At 41.6% G+C, this 17,838-nt stretch carries 20 protein-coding genes and 4 tRNA genes; 4 read left to right on the top strand and 20 right to left on the bottom strand.

What is annotated here, in order from left to right:
• The 8 genes from recR to EHS15_RS03550 form a co-directional block, all read right to left on the bottom strand.
• Positions 1–594, bottom strand: a complete 594-nt coding sequence (gene recR / locus EHS15_RS03585) for a recombination mediator RecR (protein ID WP_135759170.1) — start codon at positions 592–594, stop codon at positions 1–3.
• On the bottom strand, positions 587–955 hold the full coding sequence (locus tag EHS15_RS03580) for a YbaB/EbfC family nucleoid-associated protein (protein WP_210416287.1): 369 nt from the start codon (positions 953–955) through the stop codon (positions 587–589). The genes recR and EHS15_RS03580 overlap by 8 nt, the downstream gene beginning before the upstream one ends.
• Positions 956–982: 27 nt before the next feature.
• On the bottom strand, positions 983–2,470 hold the full coding sequence (gene dnaX / locus EHS15_RS03575) for a DNA polymerase III subunit gamma/tau (RefSeq protein WP_135759168.1): 1,488 nt from the start codon (positions 2,468–2,470) through the stop codon (positions 983–985).
• A 12-nt stretch (positions 2,471–2,482) separates the two neighbouring features.
• Positions 2,483–2,566, bottom strand: a tRNA-Ser gene (locus EHS15_RS03570).
• 44 nt (positions 2,567–2,610) lie between these two features.
• Entirely contained in the window at positions 2,611–3,051 is a 441-nt protein-coding gene (locus tag EHS15_RS03565) for a nucleoside deaminase (protein WP_135759167.1), read from the bottom strand.
• A gap of 2 nt (positions 3,052–3,053) precedes the next feature.
• Positions 3,054–3,127, bottom strand: a tRNA-Arg gene (locus tag EHS15_RS03560).
• A 395-nt stretch (positions 3,128–3,522) separates the two neighbouring features.
• A tRNA-Ser gene (locus tag EHS15_RS03555) sits at positions 3,523–3,611 on the bottom strand.
• Between the two features lie 9 nt (positions 3,612–3,620).
• A tRNA-Ser gene (locus EHS15_RS03550) sits at positions 3,621–3,704 on the bottom strand.
• A 70-nt stretch (positions 3,705–3,774) separates the two neighbouring features.
• On the opposite strand from EHS15_RS03550, the gene EHS15_RS03545 reads away from it, so the two are divergent.
• Positions 3,775–4,956 carry a class I SAM-dependent RNA methyltransferase gene (locus EHS15_RS03545; protein WP_135759166.1) on the top strand — a complete coding sequence of 394 codons (1,182 nt, stop codon included), beginning with the start codon at positions 3,775–3,777 and terminating at the stop codon, positions 4,954–4,956.
• Here the strand turns inward: EHS15_RS03545 and EHS15_RS03540 are convergent.
• The 6 genes from EHS15_RS03540 to EHS15_RS03510 form a co-directional block, all read right to left on the bottom strand.
• A complete protein-coding gene (locus EHS15_RS03540) occupies positions 4,946–5,491 on the bottom strand; it encodes a Tll0287-like domain-containing protein (protein WP_135759165.1) in 546 nt (181 codons plus the stop codon). The genes EHS15_RS03545 and EHS15_RS03540 overlap by 11 nt on opposite strands.
• Before the next feature lies 1 nt (position 5,492).
• Positions 5,493–5,696 carry a YgaP family membrane protein gene (locus tag EHS15_RS03535; RefSeq protein WP_135759164.1) on the bottom strand — a complete coding sequence of 68 codons (204 nt, stop codon included), beginning with the start codon at positions 5,694–5,696 and terminating at the stop codon, positions 5,493–5,495.
• Between the two features lie 43 nt (positions 5,697–5,739).
• Positions 5,740–6,621: an alpha/beta fold hydrolase gene (locus EHS15_RS03530; RefSeq protein WP_135759163.1), complete on the bottom strand. Its 882-nt coding sequence runs from the start codon at positions 6,619–6,621 to the stop codon at positions 5,740–5,742.
• A 7-nt stretch (positions 6,622–6,628) separates the two neighbouring features.
• Positions 6,629–7,597: a CE1 family esterase gene (locus EHS15_RS03525; RefSeq protein WP_246051876.1), complete on the bottom strand. Its 969-nt coding sequence runs from the start codon at positions 7,595–7,597 to the stop codon at positions 6,629–6,631.
• The gene (locus tag EHS15_RS03520; RefSeq protein ID WP_135759162.1) at positions 7,594–8,070 is read right to left on the bottom strand and encodes a WbuC family cupin fold metalloprotein; all 477 of its coding nucleotides are present in this window, start codon (positions 8,068–8,070) and stop codon (positions 7,594–7,596) included. Before EHS15_RS03520 ends, EHS15_RS03525 begins: the two co-directional genes overlap by 4 nt.
• A gap of 225 nt (positions 8,071–8,295) precedes the next feature.
• Positions 8,296–9,399 carry a glycosyltransferase family 4 protein gene (locus EHS15_RS03510; protein ID WP_246051875.1) on the bottom strand — a complete coding sequence of 368 codons (1,104 nt, stop codon included), beginning with the start codon at positions 9,397–9,399 and terminating at the stop codon, positions 8,296–8,298.
• A gap of 159 nt (positions 9,400–9,558) precedes the next feature.
• On the opposite strand from EHS15_RS03510, the gene folE reads away from it, so the two are divergent.
• Both folE and acs read left to right on the top strand, forming a co-directional pair.
• The gene (gene folE, locus EHS15_RS03505) at positions 9,559–10,110 is read left to right on the top strand and encodes a GTP cyclohydrolase I FolE (RefSeq protein WP_135759161.1); all 552 of its coding nucleotides are present in this window, start codon (positions 9,559–9,561) and stop codon (positions 10,108–10,110) included.
• An 85-nt stretch (positions 10,111–10,195) separates the two neighbouring features.
• The gene (acs, locus tag EHS15_RS03500) at positions 10,196–12,163 is read left to right on the top strand and encodes an acetate--CoA ligase (protein ID WP_135759160.1); all 1,968 of its coding nucleotides are present in this window, start codon (positions 10,196–10,198) and stop codon (positions 12,161–12,163) included.
• Here acs and EHS15_RS03495 read toward each other — a convergent pair.
• Positions 12,160–13,293, bottom strand: a complete 1,134-nt coding sequence (locus EHS15_RS03495) for a tetratricopeptide repeat protein (RefSeq protein ID WP_246051874.1) — start codon at positions 13,291–13,293, stop codon at positions 12,160–12,162. The genes acs and EHS15_RS03495 overlap by 4 nt on opposite strands.
• Before the next feature lie 103 nt (positions 13,294–13,396).
• On the opposite strand from EHS15_RS03495, the gene EHS15_RS03490 reads away from it, so the two are divergent.
• A complete protein-coding gene (locus tag EHS15_RS03490) occupies positions 13,397–15,544 on the top strand; it encodes a sodium-translocating pyrophosphatase (protein WP_135759158.1) in 2,148 nt (715 codons plus the stop codon).
• Between the two features lie 57 nt (positions 15,545–15,601).
• On the opposite strand, the gene EHS15_RS03485 is transcribed toward EHS15_RS03490, so the two are convergent.
• The 5 genes from EHS15_RS03485 to EHS15_RS03465 form a co-directional block, all read right to left on the bottom strand.
• The gene (locus tag EHS15_RS03485) at positions 15,602–16,048 is read right to left on the bottom strand and encodes an Ig-like domain-containing domain (RefSeq protein ID WP_135759157.1); all 447 of its coding nucleotides are present in this window, start codon (positions 16,046–16,048) and stop codon (positions 15,602–15,604) included.
• A 23-nt stretch (positions 16,049–16,071) separates the two neighbouring features.
• A complete protein-coding gene (locus EHS15_RS03480; RefSeq protein WP_135759156.1) occupies positions 16,072–16,308 on the bottom strand; it encodes a TRL domain-containing protein in 237 nt (78 codons plus the stop codon).
• Between the two features lie 67 nt (positions 16,309–16,375).
• Entirely contained in the window at positions 16,376–16,633 is a 258-nt protein-coding gene (locus EHS15_RS03475) for a hypothetical protein (RefSeq protein ID WP_135759155.1), read from the bottom strand.
• A complete protein-coding gene (locus EHS15_RS03470) occupies positions 16,630–16,944 on the bottom strand; it encodes a TRL domain-containing protein (RefSeq protein WP_135759154.1) in 315 nt (104 codons plus the stop codon). The genes EHS15_RS03475 and EHS15_RS03470 overlap by 4 nt, the downstream gene beginning before the upstream one ends.
• 9 nt (positions 16,945–16,953) lie before the next feature.
• The gene (locus tag EHS15_RS03465) at positions 16,954–17,838 is read right to left on the bottom strand and encodes a hypothetical protein (RefSeq protein WP_210416283.1); all 885 of its coding nucleotides are present in this window, start codon (positions 17,836–17,838) and stop codon (positions 16,954–16,956) included.

Here is a 17,838-nt window from a genome sequence, read left to right as displayed (position 1 = left end):
TCACAAAGTTAATCTGGACTTAATCGCTTTTCCTAATGTGTATTGATCGGAGTACTCGATCGTACCTCCGATGGTAATTCCATGAGCGATACGAGTGACTCGAATTCCTTTTTCTTTAATTAAATGAGAAAGGTAAGATGCGGTCGCATCTCCTTCTAAGGTAGGATTTGTTGCGACTAAAACTTCACCGATCGAACCTTCTTCGATGCGATGCATAAGCGATTTGATTCTTAATTGGTCGGGACCGATTCCGTCCAAAGGAGAAATGGCTCCGTTCAACACGTGATACTTTCCGAAATATTCTTTTGTATTTTCGATGAAAAAGATGTCTTCCGGTTGTTCTACTACGCACACAATAGATTCGTCTCTTTTCGGAGATTCACAGATATTACAGATGGTTTCTTCCGTAAGTCCGCCGCAGATTTCGCAAAAATGTAATCTCTCTCTGGCTTCTTTGATTCCATTCAGCCAAGTTTGAAAACTAGATTCATCCATTCTAAGTACGTGAAATCCGATTCTAGTAGCGCTTTTTTTTCCGATCCCAGGTAGGGCGGAAAAACTGGAGACTAATTTCTGAAATTGATTTTCAGACAGAAGGATTTCCTCCCCCGCCTGGGTTCATTTGATTCATCATAGCTTCAATGTCTTTCGGATTGAATCCTAGAACGTTCTTTACTTCATGAGCCATAGCCTCTTTGGCCTTTCGTAAAGCCTCATTAGATGCCGAGATGATTAGATCTTCCAACATTTTGGAATCGTCCGAGCTGAACATGATAGGATTGATTTTAATATTTACGATGGTTCCTTCCGCACTCGCAGTGACTTCGACCATCCCTGCTCCTGCAGAACCAACAACTCTAATTTGTGCTAGGCGCTTTTGAAGCTCGGCTTGTTTTTCCTGCATATTTCCCAATTGAGAAAAAGCGTCCTTCATTTGTTTGACTTGATCAAAAATTCCCATATAAACCTGTACTTATTAGATCTAAATATTTTTGAATTGGTCGGGATCTACTTCCATACCCGAAAACTTTTCTTTCAAAAGTTTTTCCATTTCCATGGGAGAAGTATTTTGTTTCGGTTCTTCCCTATTTGGATTTGTTGCTCCAGTAGAATGAGACGAATCGATCGACTTCGATTCTTTCTTTTCTGGAGGTAGATCGAAAGGGTTTTCTAAAGCGGTAGTTTCTTTTTTCACTTCAGGAGGTTTTGCAGCAGCAACGGATTGTTTTTGTTCCGGTGCCGGTTTTGCGGGAGCAGAAGCAGGGATAGATTCATTTCCATGCAAGTTTCCAATATCACCTTGAATTTGCTTGGTGAGATCGGAAAGACGAGCAAGTAAACCGGAGACAGAAGGTTTTTCCCTCTCCAAAAGAAGTTTTCTATACTGAATTTCCAAATAAACTTTTACTTCGTAAGAAGTACGAAGTTTCATTTGATTTAGTTTTTCATGAATGAGGAAGATGTTTTCTGCAAGCAGAACCAAAGTTTCCCTGTCCAACTCACGATATTGAGTTTTTAGTTTTTGTAAATCTTCCTGAGGAATATTTAAAGATTCTCTGTCCGCTAAATTGTCTTTAATCAGTAGGAGAGAATTTAGGAACTCTAAAAAATCCCAAGTGAACTTGATGAGATCGATCCCCTCTTGAAAGAAGTTTTCAAGCTTTTCGAAGATTTTAGCGGATCGGGAAGAATCCAATATGTCGGAAAGAAGTTCGCTGAAGGTATCGATTCCATGATACCCTATCATCTTTCTTAGTTTGGCTCCAGTCAAGTTTCCATCTGTGAAAACAACCGCTTGTTCCATAAAGGAAAGAGTATCCCTTACGGAACCGTCTCCTTTTTTAGCGATCCAGAATAAACCTTCAGCGTCGAATTTGAAATTCTCCTTCACGCAGAGAGATTCCACATATTGTTGCAACACGTTTACTGGAACTTTTTTGAAATGAAAGTCTTGGCAGCGAGAAAGAATGGTTTCCGGAATTTTATGATATTCGGTAGTCGCTAGGATAAAAACGACATGAGGAGGAGGTTCTTCCAAAGTTTTTAGAAGTGCATTGAACGCAGCTCCACTTAACATGTGTACCTCGTCCAGAATGTACACTCTGTAACGTCCGCCCATCGCGTTGAACTTTACGTTTTCTCTTAGTTCTCTTACGTTATCCACTCCGCTGTTGGATGCCGCATCTATTTCAAGGACGTCGTTCGATATACCTTTCGTAATTTCAGTGCAAGACAAACATTCGTTGCAAGGTTCTACTCCGTCGGGGCGCTCGCAGTTTAATCTTTTCGCAAGAATTCGTGCGATTGTGGTTTTTCCCACACCTCTTGGCCCGATGAAGATATAGGCATGGCCTATTTTTTTGGATTTAAAGGCGTTAGAGAGAGATCCGACTGCTAGGTCTTGGTAGATAACGTCTCTGAAAAATTGGGGGCGGTATTTACGAAAGAGGACTTGGTGGTTTTCGTTCATTTAGGAACCATTCGGAGAAGCCGGGATTCGAACCCGGGGTGCTTTTGGCACACATGCTTTCCAAGCATGCACAATAGACCGCTCTGACACTTCTCCAATGATTCTACGAACTTCCATAAAAAGAAATGGTCAATAGAATTCTACCTTTTCTCTCTGAAAAACTCACGAAATTTATTTTTTATCACATCTTTTTCAATTAAAGTAAGTTTGGGAAAATGGTTCAACAGATAGATAGATTCTGTGGAATAAGAAGAGATTCCTTCTCCCGGTTTGGCTGGAACAAAATAAACGATTTCAGGTATTTTGACCCTTAGAATCGCACCAGCACATTGGAGACAAGGCTCCAAAGCGGTAATCAGTATCGTTTCCATTAAATACTTTTCGGAACGCAGAGTTAATGCCTTTTCGATGGCAAGAATCTCACTATGAAGTGTAGCATTTAATGAATGTTCTACGAGATTGAAGGATTCTGAGAGAAGTTCGGAGTTCGTATCGTAGATTTGAGTGAAAGAAGGGATTTCGTCGGGATGAGAATTGATTCGGTCAAACCAGCGAGTTTGGAATTTTTCAAGGATATCCAACGCGCGCCCAAGAGGATTTGAACCTCTAACCTTCTGATCCGTAGTCAGATACTCTATCCAGTTGAGCTATGGGCGCAAAAAAGCTCGAAAGCCTTCGTTCCCCATCCGTAAGAATGGGTAAATCAATGGTTTTTTTCAAGCGGATGGAGTAAATCAAAAATCCCGAAATGCCAAGATAAAGTAAGACAGAAATGAGATGAATGAAATTGGAAAGGTAGGGGCCCACGAACGGAAGGATAGAAAGAATTTGGGCGGAAAACAAAAGAAAAAAGAATGAACCTGTGTTAATTGCTGAAAAAAAACAGGTTTTGCGGATAGAAGGATGGTTTCTGTTCCAAGTTAGAATCGGAACCCAGGAAAAATAGAGAGGAAGTGAAGAAAATATAAGCTTAGCTTCTTCTGTTTTGAGATAAGCAACCGTTTTATAATAATATGTTCTTAGGTTGGCAAGTATCATCTCTATCTAAGTTTCGGAGACGCAGGGATTCGAACCCTGGGTACGCTTTAACACGTACGACGGTTTAGCAAACCGCTCCTTTCGGCCACTCAGGCACGTCTCCTTCTATACTCGGAGAAGGTAGGATTCGAACCCACGGTGGGATTACCACGACGGTTTTCAAGACCGCTGCTTTAGACCACTCAGCCACTTCTCCAATGGTACCTATCCGTTATGGTAAATACGAGTGCGGTGTCAAATGAATAATCGTTTCATGGACTAAACCAATGAAAAAGATTCGGGTAAATATTGAAAAATGGGTGCATGGAGGGTATTCGATCACTCATTCGGAAGGCCGGCCAATCTTTATTACGGGAGGGATTCCCGGTGAAGAAGTAGACATAACTATTGAAAAGGACGGAAAAAAAGAAAGATTCGGAAGAGTGGACCAAGTCCATAAAGTTTCCCCTGATAGAATCGATCTCGATTGTTCTGTGTTTGGTGAATGCGGGGGATGTTCCTACCGCCATATTTCTTATGAAGATGAGCTTAGTCTGAAAAGGGAGCTTCTCTCGGAACTTCTTTCTTATGAATTAGGAAAAATCAAAACGATCCAGGGATCTCCTACACATTACAGAAATAATGTGCAATGGCAGATTCGGAATGGAAAACCCGGTTTTTTTTCCCGCTTTTCTCATTCGATCGTGGATGTTCCCGAACAAGGTTGTCTGAATTTGGATGAACGTCTGCAATGGGAGAATCTTGCTCCTGAAATAAGAACATCATCTACCCGCAGAAGTGGGGACCGCAATTCTAACACAAAGACGAAAGGAGATTCTATTGAAGTGAGAATTTCCAACGAAGAAGCTGTGGATTATTCCCGTAATAGATCCGTGTTTTTCATAAAAGGAAAAACCATTCATTGCCCTCCTAAAGGTTTTTTCCAAATCAATACTTTCCTCATTCCTAATTGGTTGGATGAGATCGAGTCGATGCTCGGAGATAAAAATGAAGACGTATTGGAATTGTTTTGCGGAGCCGGATTGATCGGAGTCAGTCTGAGCGCAAAAATTCCTAAATTATTGGGATTGGAAGGTCATCCTAAAAGCATCCAGTTTGCAAAAACCAATGCAGTGAAAAATCAGATTAAAAATTTTGAATATAAAGTTTCCGATTTATATCAGGATCTTCTGCCAGAACAAACGAAAAACTTTCCTACTTGGATCGTCAATCCCCCAAGATCGGGATTAAGTTCTCATCTGGTGGAAGAGGTTCGGAAATATCTGCCTAAAAAAATCATTTATTCCAGCTGCAATGCGAATACTTTACAAAGGGATGTGAAAGAACTTTTGAAATCCGATTATAAGATAAGTCATGTTTGTTTGGTGGATTTTTTTCCAAGAACCGCTCATTATGAGGTTTTGGTTTTGTTAGAAAAGAATGAAAGTGAATCTAAGCTTATTCTTTGAATTCGGCGACAAATGCACCTCGTAGATCCCCCGTTTTATAACCGATTGCCTTATCATTAGGATAAATTTCTAAAATTTTACTTCTTACCTTAGAATCGATTTCCGTATCGTTTCCGTGGCATACGACACAATTCGGTGCGAGTAAAATCGGCTTCATAACCAAGAAACTGCTTCCTTCTTTTGAAATGAAAACTTCAGGTTTTTTTCCTTCTTGTAAAACGGTTTCCCATTGTTTGAGAACGGCAAGTTGTCTAACATCGGGGAAATGATGAGGGTTTCTATTTTTTTGGGATATACGTTTTATATTCCATCCGGAGTGGGAAAGTTTGTTCTCTAACTCTGGAGAAATTTTAGAACAATGTGTGATCGAAGCTTCTATTCCTTTGGTTTGTATTGATTCCGTTAGGTTGGTGAGTAATTCTTTCTGCATTTCGCCGATTAAAGAAACCGCTTGTTTCTCTTTTTCCGAATCGGAAATGTTTCCCTTACATTGTAAAGAAAACAAGACTAAGGAAAGAATCAAAAATCGAATCATACTAACCCTTTGTTTTGGTAGTTAAATCAAACGGCAGATAAAACGGGCAAAATCCGATCGCCGCTGTCGAAACCAAAAGAAGTCCTACCAATGCTACTATGATAGCTACACTTCCTTCGATAAGTCCAGTAAAATACAATCCTCCGATTACGACTGCTACTGTACCGCGAATGATACGATCGTATATTCCCATATTGGTGTACATTCCATTGATCTCCTGTAATATTAGGAGACGATGAAATGGGGGATTATATTTTATTTTTCTTCACCCAAGAGATTATATTTTCCGCCACTTCCTCGGGCTTCTCCCAATGTAGGAAGTGACCGGACGATTCGAACGCTACTTTTTTCAAACCTCTGGAGAAATCGGATTCTTTTAAAATCTGCTCATAAAGGTTTCTATGGAAACATCCGTCTTCGGTTCCGTAGAGAACTTGAGTAGGAGATCCTACAACCGCATCTAAAATTCCTAATATACTTTCTCTACCGGACTCAGTCAAAAGATCGTTCAAATTTCTATAATAGGAAAGAGCAGAGGATAAAACTCCCGGATTTTGGAAATTAGATTTAATTTCTGCTAAATGATCGCTGTTGGGAATGAGTTCCGGAGACCAATCCTTCCAAAGATAATCGATCAATCCGAAATGATTCGAGCGTAGGGTCAATTCTGCAAGTAGAGGAATTTGAAACAACAGAAGATACCAGGAATGAAAGGATTGCTGAGGAGCCCAAAGAAGGGTCTGCTGGTAATTTTTCAGAAGAGGTACACCGATGGAAGTGATGGAAGAAATACGCATCGGGTAATAGATACCACAAGCATAGGCGATCACTGCTCCCCAATTGTGTCCGACCAAATGAACATGATCCCATCCTCTATCGTCCATCCATCCTAGGATGTCTAAAACCAAATCGTTGATATGAAGTTTGGTCCAATGAGAAATAGTTCCTGGTTCGTATCCTCGCATTACCGGCGCTACGCAATGATAACCTTGCCTTGCGATCGGTTCCATAATGTGGGCAAAAGTCTTATTTTGATCCGGGAAACCGTGAAGAAAGAGGATCGGTTCTCCACTCCCTACCTCTAAAGTGGAGAAAACAGTTTGTTTATTTCGAATTTCAGAATAAAACATTTACGGATCAATCTCCTTTGCGTCTGCCAGTTTCTTTGAAAAAATTTAAAATTACGGAAGATGCATCCAGATCATCGGAAAGGTAACCGTATTTTTTTTCACTTTGATAATAAAAACCGTGAGGCCAAACATGTCCGCCGCTTTCGATCAGATGAGCTTGCAGTTTGTTTTTTGCATCACAACTTTGGTATCGGTATTCCAATATATCTCTCTTGAGAGAAGAAGAAAGTCTTGCGATGTATTTCTCCTGGATCAAATCACATTTTAGTTTTTCTTTCCAAAACTGCAGACTGTCCATAAAGGAAAGACTTTCTCCTGCGGCGATTCGATCCTTCTGGTTTTCTTGGCTGATCGGAATGTAAATGGTACCACCTTTGAAAGGGATGATATCGTCTTTTTTACCGAAGATGAATCCCATCGAGAGAGGTTCCGTCAGATTGCAATTGTTCGCAACATAACGGGATGTGGTAGCTGCCACAGAGTAACCGGAAGCGAAAATTTCGGAAGCTTCGCAGGCTAATCTTTGCGCCATAAATCCTCCGTTGGAAAGACCTACCACATGGATTCTTTTTTCATCGATCGTATATTTTTTACGAAAGTACTGCACCATATCTTTGAAGAATAAAACATCATTTGTGTTCTTCTGGTCGGTAATGGAATGTTTTACTCCTCTTCCGTCATTCCATCGGTTCGCATAACCATCCGGATACACTACAATGAATCCGTCCTTTTCCGCTCTCTCCGAAAGCCGGGTGAGATAGATCATTCCTTCTCCCGAACTCCCTCCTCCATGCAGAACAAAGATCAAAGGCATCTGGCCTTCTTTTTTGTTTTTGGGAATATAATAGCGGAAGCTTCGATCGATTCCGTTGCTTATGATTTTATCCGACATGTGTTCATGTACAGGCACGAAATCGGGTAAGGATTTACATTGAAAAAAAGAAAACATAAGTATGATGAATAAAACTTGTTTCACGTGAAAACTTTCTTCCACATCTCATTTGTTTGGCGGCAATCTTCGTGACCTTCCATAGGATATAAAGAATGGAATTCCTTATCCACTGTTTCGATGTACGGCCCCGACTTTCCTTCGAAGCAGACAGCTACTGAACTCAAACAAACCAAATTATGCCACACTCCCGGTTGAATGTCTATCCCGTAAACAGGCCCTTCCGAAGAGAGGATGTGTTTTTCTGAAATACTTCCATCTTCATTATAGATCAAAAAACCCACCTTGCCTTGTAGGATGACGAAGGTTTCCGGTTTAGGATCTGTTAGGTGGCGATGGACCGCAATGTACGTATCTTCCGTAAGGACATTGAGAAAACGCTGATAGACTTCTGTCAGTTGGTGGAAATTGTGATTTTTTCTTTTACGAGGAGAAGCTTGCGCTTCCGAAATGACTTTTTGGATGAGATTCTGATCAATAAGTTGAGTTGCTGCCGGCAAGACTGAGGTCCTCTAGTTTGTTCTGAATGAACTGAAGCATATCGCATACGCATGCCGTGCATGTATCTGCTGCTCCCATTTCATTCGCAACTTCTAGTATAGGCCGATTTGTTTCTTTGACAACATTTAAGATATCTTCAAAGAAAACTTCTGCGCAGTGACATTTGATCATGGTGTTACTGAGAATCAGTCTCGATAGATTCCCATGGTACTGCAAGAATTTTTTTAAGAATTCAAAATCTCTTTTCGGTAAAAATCCCCTAATTTTTGGATTTGATCCTTCCAAAGGAATCTTTCCGAGTTTTTTTTCCCCAATTTAGAAAGGCGAGCTAGTTCCGTTTGGTTTTTAAGCACAGTGAGAAGTTTTGATTCGAAATCGGAAGAATTCGCCGGATCAAAATAAAGAGCTGAATCTTCCAAAATTTCAGGCAATACGGTCGCCTCAGAGGAAAGGACAGGAGTTCCTACTGCCTGCGCTTCCAAAACGGGAAATCCGAATCCTTCGAATAGGGAAGGATATACAAACAAAACGGCAGCTTGGTAAGCCAAAGGAAGCGCTTCGTAAGGAATGTGAGGGAGTAGAAATATTTTTCCAGGAGAGGTTTCTATTGCCGATTTTAGAAAATCGGGAATTTCCTTGCTAATGCCTGCGATGACCAAAGGGATTTCCAATTGTTTCGACGACCAAAGTTGAGTAAGAGAATTCAACAAAAATTCGAAATTTTTATGTGCCTTCCCGATTCCGGAAGTAAAAAGATATTCTTTCGGAAGTTTTCTATCTCCTCGAAAAGAATTTACTTCGCCTAATGTATGTTTATAAAAAATATCTTTGGAGAAACCGTTATAAATGACTCTTATCCTTTCCGATTCTGTAAGGAAGTGTTTTTGAAAGTCTTTTTTGGTGTATTCGGAAACCGTAATGATTTGTGCCGCAAACTTGGCAATGGAACGTAGAGTGATTTGGAGATAAATTCTTTTCAGCAGGGATCCGTGAGCGGATTTGAAATGGAAAGGGATTAGGTCATGAACGGTTACGATGCATTTCTTCAGATATCTAAGAGGTACATTGAAGTGAGGAATGTCCAAGACATCCATATTTTTCATTTCAGGATGGCCTGAAAATTCTTTCAGAGAATAAATTCCTGTGAGATAAGGAACGATCTTCGCTTTTTTAGGAAGAGAATGTTTTTTTAAGACGGCAGGATCACCAAATATATGTAACTCGGCTTCTCCATGACTCAAAGGCCAATATTTTAGTATGTGCTGAATTCTTACGCCGATCCCGGAATGTTCGATCATCCTTGCGTCGTAGCCGATTTTGAATGCCATAGTCTGAATGTTTTTCCTTTGTTTGGAAGAAATTTTACCGAAGATCGTCGATTTGAATTCGAAAAACGTCCAAAAGAAAGCGGGGATTTTATCCTTTCCTTCTGAATGGAATGATTATCTTTATCCCTACGCAATCATAATTCTCTTTTAGGTAAACGTATGGAAGATTTAATCGAAGGAATCATCAAACAAATCGGGGAAGATCCTCAAAGAGAAGGTCTTGTGAAGACTCCTAATCGAGTCAAAAAGGCTTACGAGTTTTTGACCAGCGGCTATAAGGCGGATATGAATTCTCTTGTGAATGGAGCCATCTTCGAAGAAAGCACAACCGGAATGGTTCTCGTCAGAGATATAGAAATGTATTCTCTTTGCGAACACCACCTTCTTCCTTTTTACGGAAGAGCTCACGTTGCCTACATCCCTAATAAAAAAATTATTGGAATCAGTAAAATTCCACGCATCGTAGATGTGTTTGCCCGCAGGCTGCAAGTGCAAGAGAGACTCACGGATCAAATCGCACAGGCCATCCAGGAAACTTTAGATCCTTTAGGTGTGGGAGTCGTCATCAAAGCCAAACATCTATGTATGATGATGAGAGGAGTTGAGAAACAAAACTCTGAACTATTCACCTCCAGCCTTTTAGGAGTTTTCAAAAGCGATCCTACGACTCGCAGTGAGTTTTTGGATTTGATCCGAACCGGATCACATTGATATTTTACGTTTCCCTACGGGATTCGTCGAAACTCGCTAGACAATCTTTTTCCGATGCTGTTCCTTTTGTAGAGAGAGGGACGGTATGCCTAAGGAAAGAGTAGTAGCTCCAAGTAAAGAATTTGCCAAACAAGCAAACGTTAGTTTAAAAGATTATAAAACTTTATACAAACAATCGATTGAAAAACCGGAGAAGTTTTGGGCGGATCAGGCGAAACGACTCACTTGGTTTAAAAAATGGAAAAAAGTTCTTAGCCACGATTTCACGAATGCAAAAGTGAAATGGTTCGAAGGCGGGAAGTTGAACGTTTCCTATAATTGTTTGGACAGACACTTGGACTCCCCTCTCAAAAACAAAGCAGCTCTCATCTGGGAAGGAGACAGTCCTGATGAAAGCAGAACTCTTACCTACTACGACCTCTATAGAGAAGTAAATAAATTCGCAAACGTTCTCAAAAGTCTCAATGTGAAAAAAGGGGATAGAGTTCTTATCTATCTTCCTATGATTCCCGAACTAGCGATTTCAGCTCTGGCTTGCACTCGCATCGGAGCAGTACATTCCATTGTTTTTGGTGGCTTTTCTCCTGAGGCTCTTGTGGGAAGAATAGAAGATTGCAAACCGACTCTTGTGATTACCGCAGATGGAGGATACAGGGGAGGCAAACCTATCGATTTGAAAAAGAACGTAGATACCGCACTGGATCAGTCGAAAATCAAAATCGATAGTGTAATCGTTGTAAAGCGAACAGGCGATGAAGGAAATCTGAATTGGAAAGAAGGAAGAGACCGCTGGTATCATTTTCTAATGAAAGACCCTGCCATCAAAGCGGAATGCCCTCCTGCGGAAATGGATGCGGAAGATCCTCTCTTTATTCTTTACACTTCCGGATCTACCGGGAAACCGAAAGGAGTCCTTCATACTACCGCCGGATATCTATTAGGCGCAAATCTTACTTTTCAGACTATTTTCGATTACAAAGATACGGATACCTATTGGTGTACGGCAGACATCGGGTGGATCACAGGACACAGTTACATTTTGTACGGACCTTTGTCCAACGGGGCCACTTCTTTGATGTTCGAAGGAGTTCCTAGTTTCCCTGACAACGGTCGTTTTTGGGATGTGATCGACAAATACAGAGTGAGTGTATTTTATACGGCTCCTACTGCAATTCGCGCTTTGATGAGAGAAGGACTGGATCCGATTCAAAAGAGATCACTTAAATCTTTACGGCTTCTTGGTTCTGTAGGAGAACCGATCAATCCGGAAGCTTGGGAATGGTATTATAAAAACATAGGTAAATCCAAATGTCCGATCGTCGATACTTGGTGGCAGACAGAAACAGGTTCCATTATGATCTCAGGATTGCCGGGAGCGATCCCTCAAAAACCGGGATCGGCCAGTTGGCCTTTTTTCGGAATCAAACCGGTTCTTGTGGACAATGACGGAAAGGAGATCACGGACAAGGGAGAAATTTCGGGTAACCTTTGTATTGCGAAACCTTGGCCTTCCATGATGAGAGGGGTTTACGGCGATCCGAAGCGTTTTTTTGACACTTATTTCTCTCAGTTTAAGGGATACTATTTCACAGGAGACGGTGCTACCAGAGACAAGGAAGGATACTTTCGCATAACAGGAAGAGTCGATGATGTTCTGAATGTTTCAGGTCACAGAATCGGATCTGCGGAAGTGGAAAGTGCTCTTGTGGAACACAAATCCATCGCGGAAGCTGCGGTAGTCGGTTTTCCTCATGACATCAAAGGCCAGGGAATTTACGCCTATGTCACTGTGAAACAAGGAATCAATACGAACGATGAGCTTAAGAAAGAATTAATTTCTATGGTAGAAAAAGTGATCGGGAAGATCGCCCGTCCGGATGTGATTCACTGGGCACCTGGTTTGCCAAAGACCAGATCCGGAAAAATCATGAGAAGAATTCTTCGCAAAATCGCCTGCAACGAATTTGATACTTTGGGAGATATTTCCACTTTGGCGGATCCTTCCGTCGTTCAATCCTTGATTGAAGACAAGAAGAAATACCACAGCAACTAGAGTTCCAGATTCTCCAAAGCAAAGGGACCGATGACGAATAAAAATTCTTTTACTTCGTTTTCTCGGTCCCTTTCGTTCAGTAACTTTTTATACAATTCCGATTTATTTCGATCTTTGGTTTTGAACCAATAAGAGGCGAATAAAAGATACTCCCTGTTCTTTCTATGGGTTTGGATGTGGTTTTCTAAAACTTCATCCTGCAATTGGGCTTTGTTTTTGAGATCCTTCACCAAAAGATCTATAGCTAAAGTTTCCTTTTCCCATCCTAGATTCGCATAACTTTGCCTAAGTAAAAATAGAATCTCTCCCCAATCTCCTTTGGCTTCGTATTTAAGCGCATTGAAGAAAGCCCTTCGGAATGAGGAAAGGGCTTCTTGGTATCTTGCCTTTTCCTGAAGATACACTCCGTATCTTACGAAGTATCTGGTTTCCTCTTTGAAAATCACACAGGCATATACATAGGCTTCTTCGATCAAAGGGGATTGTCTGCCTCTTCTGGCAAGAATCAGGGATTCGTACATCCCTTCGATTCTAGGGAAATAAGGAAGATAACGAACTGCTAAATCTTCTGCCTCTTTCCATTTTTTATTTTTAATATTACGGGAAAGGCTCGTTTGGAGTGCATCTTGTTCGGAAAGAAAAGAGGTATCACTTTCCAATAATTTAATGTACTTTAAGTAAAAATCTTCCTTTCCGATCCTTCTGGATAGAATGGTGGCTTTGTACAATCTGTTCTTATCCGTGGGAACCAATTCCAGATACTTTTCAGTGTACAATAGCGCTTTATCCGGCTTTCTTTCTTTCTCATAATAGTCTGCGATTTTTAAGAAAAGAGGGAATTGGTTTTTGTTGAGGGAGACGGACATTTCGAAAGCTTCCATCGCTTCGTATTCCTGACCCAATTTGGAATGCGCCTCTCCTAGCAGATTGTAGTACCTGTAATCGGGTTCCGGATGCAGTTCTTTCGCCTTCGCCAAGAATGCAAAAGCTTTGCTGGGTGTCTCCGTGATGATTTTCTCTTCTGCAATGTTCAAAAGGTGGTCATAAGTGAAGAAAACTTTCACCGGATTGACTGTTTCCGCTAAAATTGCAAACGAGAATAGAAATAGAGTTGTGGCGAAAACCCTCAATTGCCATAGTCTCCTTGACCGTGATGCCATCTATGGTTTCTCATCGGTCATCTTCTAAAATATCTTAGAAAATCAAAATAATCCATTCTAAAAGAGGATCTTCATGAATGCAGAGCTGATCATTATCGTCCTAGGCTTGTTGTCTATAGCCACGGCGATTTTCTACGCTGGCCGGGTCGTACGGATTCAAGTCGGTGCAGAGGGCGGCAACGTCGAACAAAACAACCGCTTGAAAGAAATTGCGGCGGCGATCTCCGAAGGCGCTATGGCCTTCCTTCTCCGTGAATACCGCGTCATATTACTTTTCATTAGTTTCATGACAGTTTTAATCTTCCTTCTTTTGGATAACCCAAAAACCGATTTCAACGAAGGAATTTACACTGCGGTTGCATTCATCAGTGGTGCTTTGATTTCCTGTCTTTCCGGTTTCATCGGAATGAAAATTGCGACTGCAGGAAACGTAAGAACAGCACAAGCTGCTAAGACCTCTCTTTCCAAAGCATTCCGAGTTGCTTACGATTCCGGTGCCGTAATGGGCTTCGGTTTGGTGGGTCTTGCGACTTTGGGTTTGATCGGACTTTTCCTCGCTTTCACCGGCTTTAACGTCGGAGTGGAAAAACACATCCTTATGGAATCTCTCGCAGGTTTCGGGTTAGGTGGTTCTTCCGTGGCTCTTTTCGGTCGTGTGGGTGGAGGTATTTATACCAAAGCTGCTGACGTGGGTGCCGACTTAGTTGGTAAAGTGGAAAAAGGAATTCCAGAAGATGATCCTCGTAACCCGGCAACCATTGCCGACAACGTGGGAGACAACGTAGGAGACATCGCAGGTATGGGTGCCGATCTTTTCGGTTCCGCTGCAGAAGCAACTTGTGCGGCTTTGGTGATCGGAGCGACAGCTTCCGCACTTGCCGACAATAATACGGCTCTTCTTTATCCTTTATTGATTCTTGCGATCGGAATCCCGGCTTCTCTTATCACTTCCTTTTTTGCCAGAGTAAAAGAGACAGGAAGCGTAGAGTTCTCTCTTAAACTTCAGCTATGGATTTCCACTGCCATCGTAGCAGTCGCTCTTTATTTCGTAACCGACCTATTCATGGTAGATAGTTTCCAAATCGCAGACAAAACGATCACTAAGTGGAACGTATTCACTGCGGTAACTTTAGGATTGTTTGCAGGTATGTTCATCGGTTGGATCACTGAAGTTTACACATCCCATTCTTACAAGCCTGTAAGAGACGTTGTGGAATCTTGTGAAACCGGTGCGGCAACTAACATCATTTACGGTCTTGCTCTAGGATACCAATCCTCGGTGATTCCTGTGATTTTACTCGTGATCACTATCGTGCTTTCCAACATCCTTGCAGGAATGTACGGAATCGCGATCGCAGCGATCGGTATGATCTCCACAATCGCAATCGGTTTGACCATCGATGCTTACGGTCCTGTTTCCGACAATGCCGGCGGGATTGCGGAAATGGCGGAACTAGGTAAAGAAGTAAGAGACAGAACGGACAACTTGGATGCTGCAGGAAACACTACTGCCGCAGTCGGAAAAGGTTTTGCCATCGGTTCTGCGGCACTCACTTCATTGGCGCTTTTTGCTGCGTTCATCACCCGCACTCAACTCGCTTCTAAAGAGTTAGGCGAAGGTGCGATCGATCTCACTTCCATCGAACTTTTGGATCCTTGGGTGTTCGGAGGACTTCTTTTCGGAGCTATGCTTCCTTTCGTTTTCTCTGCGATGACGATGAAATCCGTAGGTAAAGCCGCTTTGGATATGGTGAAAGAAGTAAGACGCCAGTTTAAAGAAATTCCTGGTCTTATGGAAGGAAAAGCGAAACCCGAGTATGCAAAATGTGTGGACATCTCCACATCTGCTGCTCTTAGAGAAATGATTCCTCCAGGTCTTCTTGTTCTTCTTAGCCCGATCGTAGTCGGTTATTTATTTGGTGTTAAATCTTTGGCTGGTCTTTTGGCCGGTGCCTTGGTTTCCGGTGTGGTTCTTGCGATTTCTTCCGCTAACTCAGGTGGAGCTTGGGACAACGCTAAAAAATACATCGAGAAAAAAGCAGGTGGTAAAGGTTCAGACCTTCACAAAGCTGCTGTTGTGGGAGATACCGTAGGAGATCCTTTGAAGGATACTTCCGGTCCTGCAATCAACATCTTGATCAAGTTGATGGCGATCACCTCACTTGTGTTTGCTGAATTTTTCGTTCTCAAAGGCGGGATCATCCTAAACTTATTCAAATAAAATTAGGATCTTATCTTTGTAGATTGGGAAAAGCCGGGTTTTATCGCCCGGCTTTTTTTATTGTGTGGTGAATGTGAAAACGTATTCTTCGGAAAGAGTTTCCCCGGTAGATGATTTGATTCCCGTTTTGATGGTGAATGTATAACTACTGGCTGCGGAAAAAATGGTGTTGGGTCGAATGGTGACCGTACGGCTGCTGGTACTTGCGGACAAACTGCTGATTGTGTTGGCAGAAGGCTGAGTGAAACCTATGTTTCCGTTTACCGTGGAACTATCCACCACCTTACTGAAAATAATCGATACATTGGTATTGGTATTCACTCCTGTTTCGTTTTTAGCGGGAGCAGAAGACTCCACTTTGAAAACGCTGGATGTGTCTCCCGTAGGAAGCACCAATAGACCGAGCAAAAACGGTTCCGGCTTAGGCGTGCAATGAACAAACCAGCTGACGGAGGCCATCAGTAAAATCGCTGGGTTTAGGATTCTGGGCAGTGGGCGGAACATTTTGGTCTCTTATATAATTACGACTAATTTCCCTTTGTTACCGTGCAAACTTTCGCGTAGCAACCTAAAATACTGAAAGAAACCTGCTCAATCGTATTTATTTTATAAATTAGACCTTGGGATTGGGATTTTCGAACGCTTGCGTCCCCCCAAGCCAAAAGCCCGAATGCGGAATAAGCACAGGCTTCCCCTTCCTTTTTGGACTCTTGTCCGTTGGAATAAAAACCGACGGTTTGGTCCGTGTAAATGCTTCCTTGCATTCCGTAATTTACAGAAGCACAAGAAAGGGAAATGCAGGATAAAAGACAGAATAGAAAAAGTGAGGATTTATTTCTTAGGAGGGTTTTTGAGTTCCTGATCCAAAAGAGAGGAAAGTTGATTTTGTAAATGAATGATTTCACCGAATAGTTTCTGGATTTCAGCTTCCTTAGATTCAATTTTTTTCTGTATGGATTCTATGGATTTATCTTTTTTATTCGATTTTCGATTTTGGTATTCAGAAAGTTTGGAGATAAGATCTTCGTACAACTCTCCCGATTTGATTTGGTGAGAAAGTTCCTTGAGTCTCTCCAGATCTTCCTTCATAGTCCATAAACTAAAGTGCAGAATTCCTGAAGAAAGAAGTATTGTGTTTTATAAACATGATTGATGGAATAAATATCCTTAATCTTGGAAGCTCTTGCCGCAGATTCCACACTGGCATCTCCGATGCTGATGAGTCCTGCATAACTGCTTACACAGGCTTCTCCCATTTTATATTCGTCTTTCCAGGAAACGGATTTTCCGAAGATGCCTTGGCTTCCGTTGTTTTTGAAAACGGTTAAAGAAGGATTTCCCTGTTGGATGGAGATACACCCAACAGTTGTTAATAATAAGGAAAGAAATTTTTTTCTCATGAAAGAATTCTAATTTGTTTCCGTCGTTTTATCTTTGGCCGGCGCTGCTGTAGGATTAGAAGGAGCGGATTCCGTATCGAAGAAATAAAAGTAGGAAAATCGAACTCCGTGGTCCATTGCATTTTCGTTCTTCGCCAAACCTGCGAACTGTGCGGACAGACTGAAGGTTCCTAAACTTTCCGTCTTATAAGAAAAGCCGGGATAAAAATTGAAATATCTAGTTCTTGTATCGACTGTTTTATCAAAAGGCTCTCTGTATTCCAACTCGGCAAAGATGCGCACCGATGGACTCACTCCGTAAGAAGGAGCGATTCCCACTTGGTAGTATCTTCTAAATTCTTCCAAATTGGATTCTCGTCCTTTGCTGTTGGTTTCCGTTTGAAAACGAAGTTCCGACATGATCTCGAAAGGACCTCTTTTGAATCCGAATCCTACATTAGGACGAACCAAATAATACTCAGGATTTTCTCTTTCTTTGAGATCTCCTCCTCTTTTTTTATCATAGAGGCGAAGACCTGCTCCGAATAAAAATTGAGAAGTTCCCGTGTCCCAGATTTTTCCGTATTTCAAACCTACATTCCAACGATCCCAAGTGTTTTCCGGTTCCGAATTGGTGTATGAATATCTGTTTTTTCCGATGGAAGAGATAACGGAGAAGTTTTGCCAGAAACGAAATTCACCTTCTATGTTGATGTTTTTGTTTTCTTCGTAAACTCCGTTCTGTCTTTTATCCCAATAACTTATGTTACCTCTTACTTTAGTATAAACTGCAACCGGTTCCACTTGCAATGGATGGGCGAAAACGGAAGAGGTATTGGTGTTCGGTTCGTCCGCAGAGATTGTTCCGACGGCGAAAAAGAAAAGAAATGTGAAAAGGAAAATGTTTCGGAACAT

The organism is Leptospira idonii (assembly GCF_004770995.1).
Classification (GTDB): domain Bacteria; phylum Spirochaetota; class Leptospiria; order Leptospirales; family Leptospiraceae; genus Leptospira_A; species Leptospira_A idonii.
Note: the sequence above shows the minus strand (reverse complement) of the source record. Positions and strands in the feature narration are given on the sequence as shown.

Coding starts and splice junctions, on each gene's coding strand:
- EHS15_RS03485 (WP_135759157.1), bottom strand. CDS start 16,048: ATGTTCCGCCCACTGCCCAGAATCCTAAACCCAGCGATTTTACTGATG.
- folE (WP_135759161.1), top strand. CDS start 9,559: ATGGAAGATTTAATCGAAGGAATCATCAAACAAATCGGGGAAGATCCT.
- EHS15_RS03530 (WP_135759163.1), bottom strand. CDS start 6,621: ATGTTTTATTCTGAAATTCGAAATAAACAAACTGTTTTCTCCACTTTA.
- EHS15_RS03490 (WP_135759158.1), top strand. CDS start 13,397: ATGAATGCAGAGCTGATCATTATCGTCCTAGGCTTGTTGTCTATAGCC.
- EHS15_RS03475 (WP_135759155.1), bottom strand. CDS start 16,633: ATGAAGGAAGATCTGGAGAGACTCAAGGAACTTTCTCACCAAATCAAA.
- EHS15_RS03535 (WP_135759164.1), bottom strand. CDS start 5,696: ATGTACACCAATATGGGAATATACGATCGTATCATTCGCGGTACAGTA.
- EHS15_RS03510 (WP_246051875.1), bottom strand. CDS start 9,399: ATGGCATTCAAAATCGGCTACGACGCAAGGATGATCGAACATTCCGGG.
- EHS15_RS03470 (WP_135759154.1), bottom strand. CDS start 16,944: ATGAGAAAAAAATTTCTTTCCTTATTATTAACAACTGTTGGGTGTATC.
- EHS15_RS03465 (WP_210416283.1), bottom strand. CDS start 17,838: ATGTTCCGAAACATTTTCCTTTTCACATTTCTTTTCTTTTTCGCCGTC.
- acs (WP_135759160.1), top strand. CDS start 10,196: ATGCCTAAGGAAAGAGTAGTAGCTCCAAGTAAAGAATTTGCCAAACAA.
- dnaX (WP_135759168.1), bottom strand. CDS start 2,470: ATGAACGAAAACCACCAAGTCCTCTTTCGTAAATACCGCCCCCAATTT.
- EHS15_RS03480 (WP_135759156.1), bottom strand. CDS start 16,308: ATGCAAGGAAGCATTTACACGGACCAAACCGTCGGTTTTTATTCCAAC.
- EHS15_RS03540 (WP_135759165.1), bottom strand. CDS start 5,491: ATGATTCGATTTTTGATTCTTTCCTTAGTCTTGTTTTCTTTACAATGT.
- EHS15_RS03545 (WP_135759166.1), top strand. CDS start 3,775: ATGAAAAAGATTCGGGTAAATATTGAAAAATGGGTGCATGGAGGGTAT.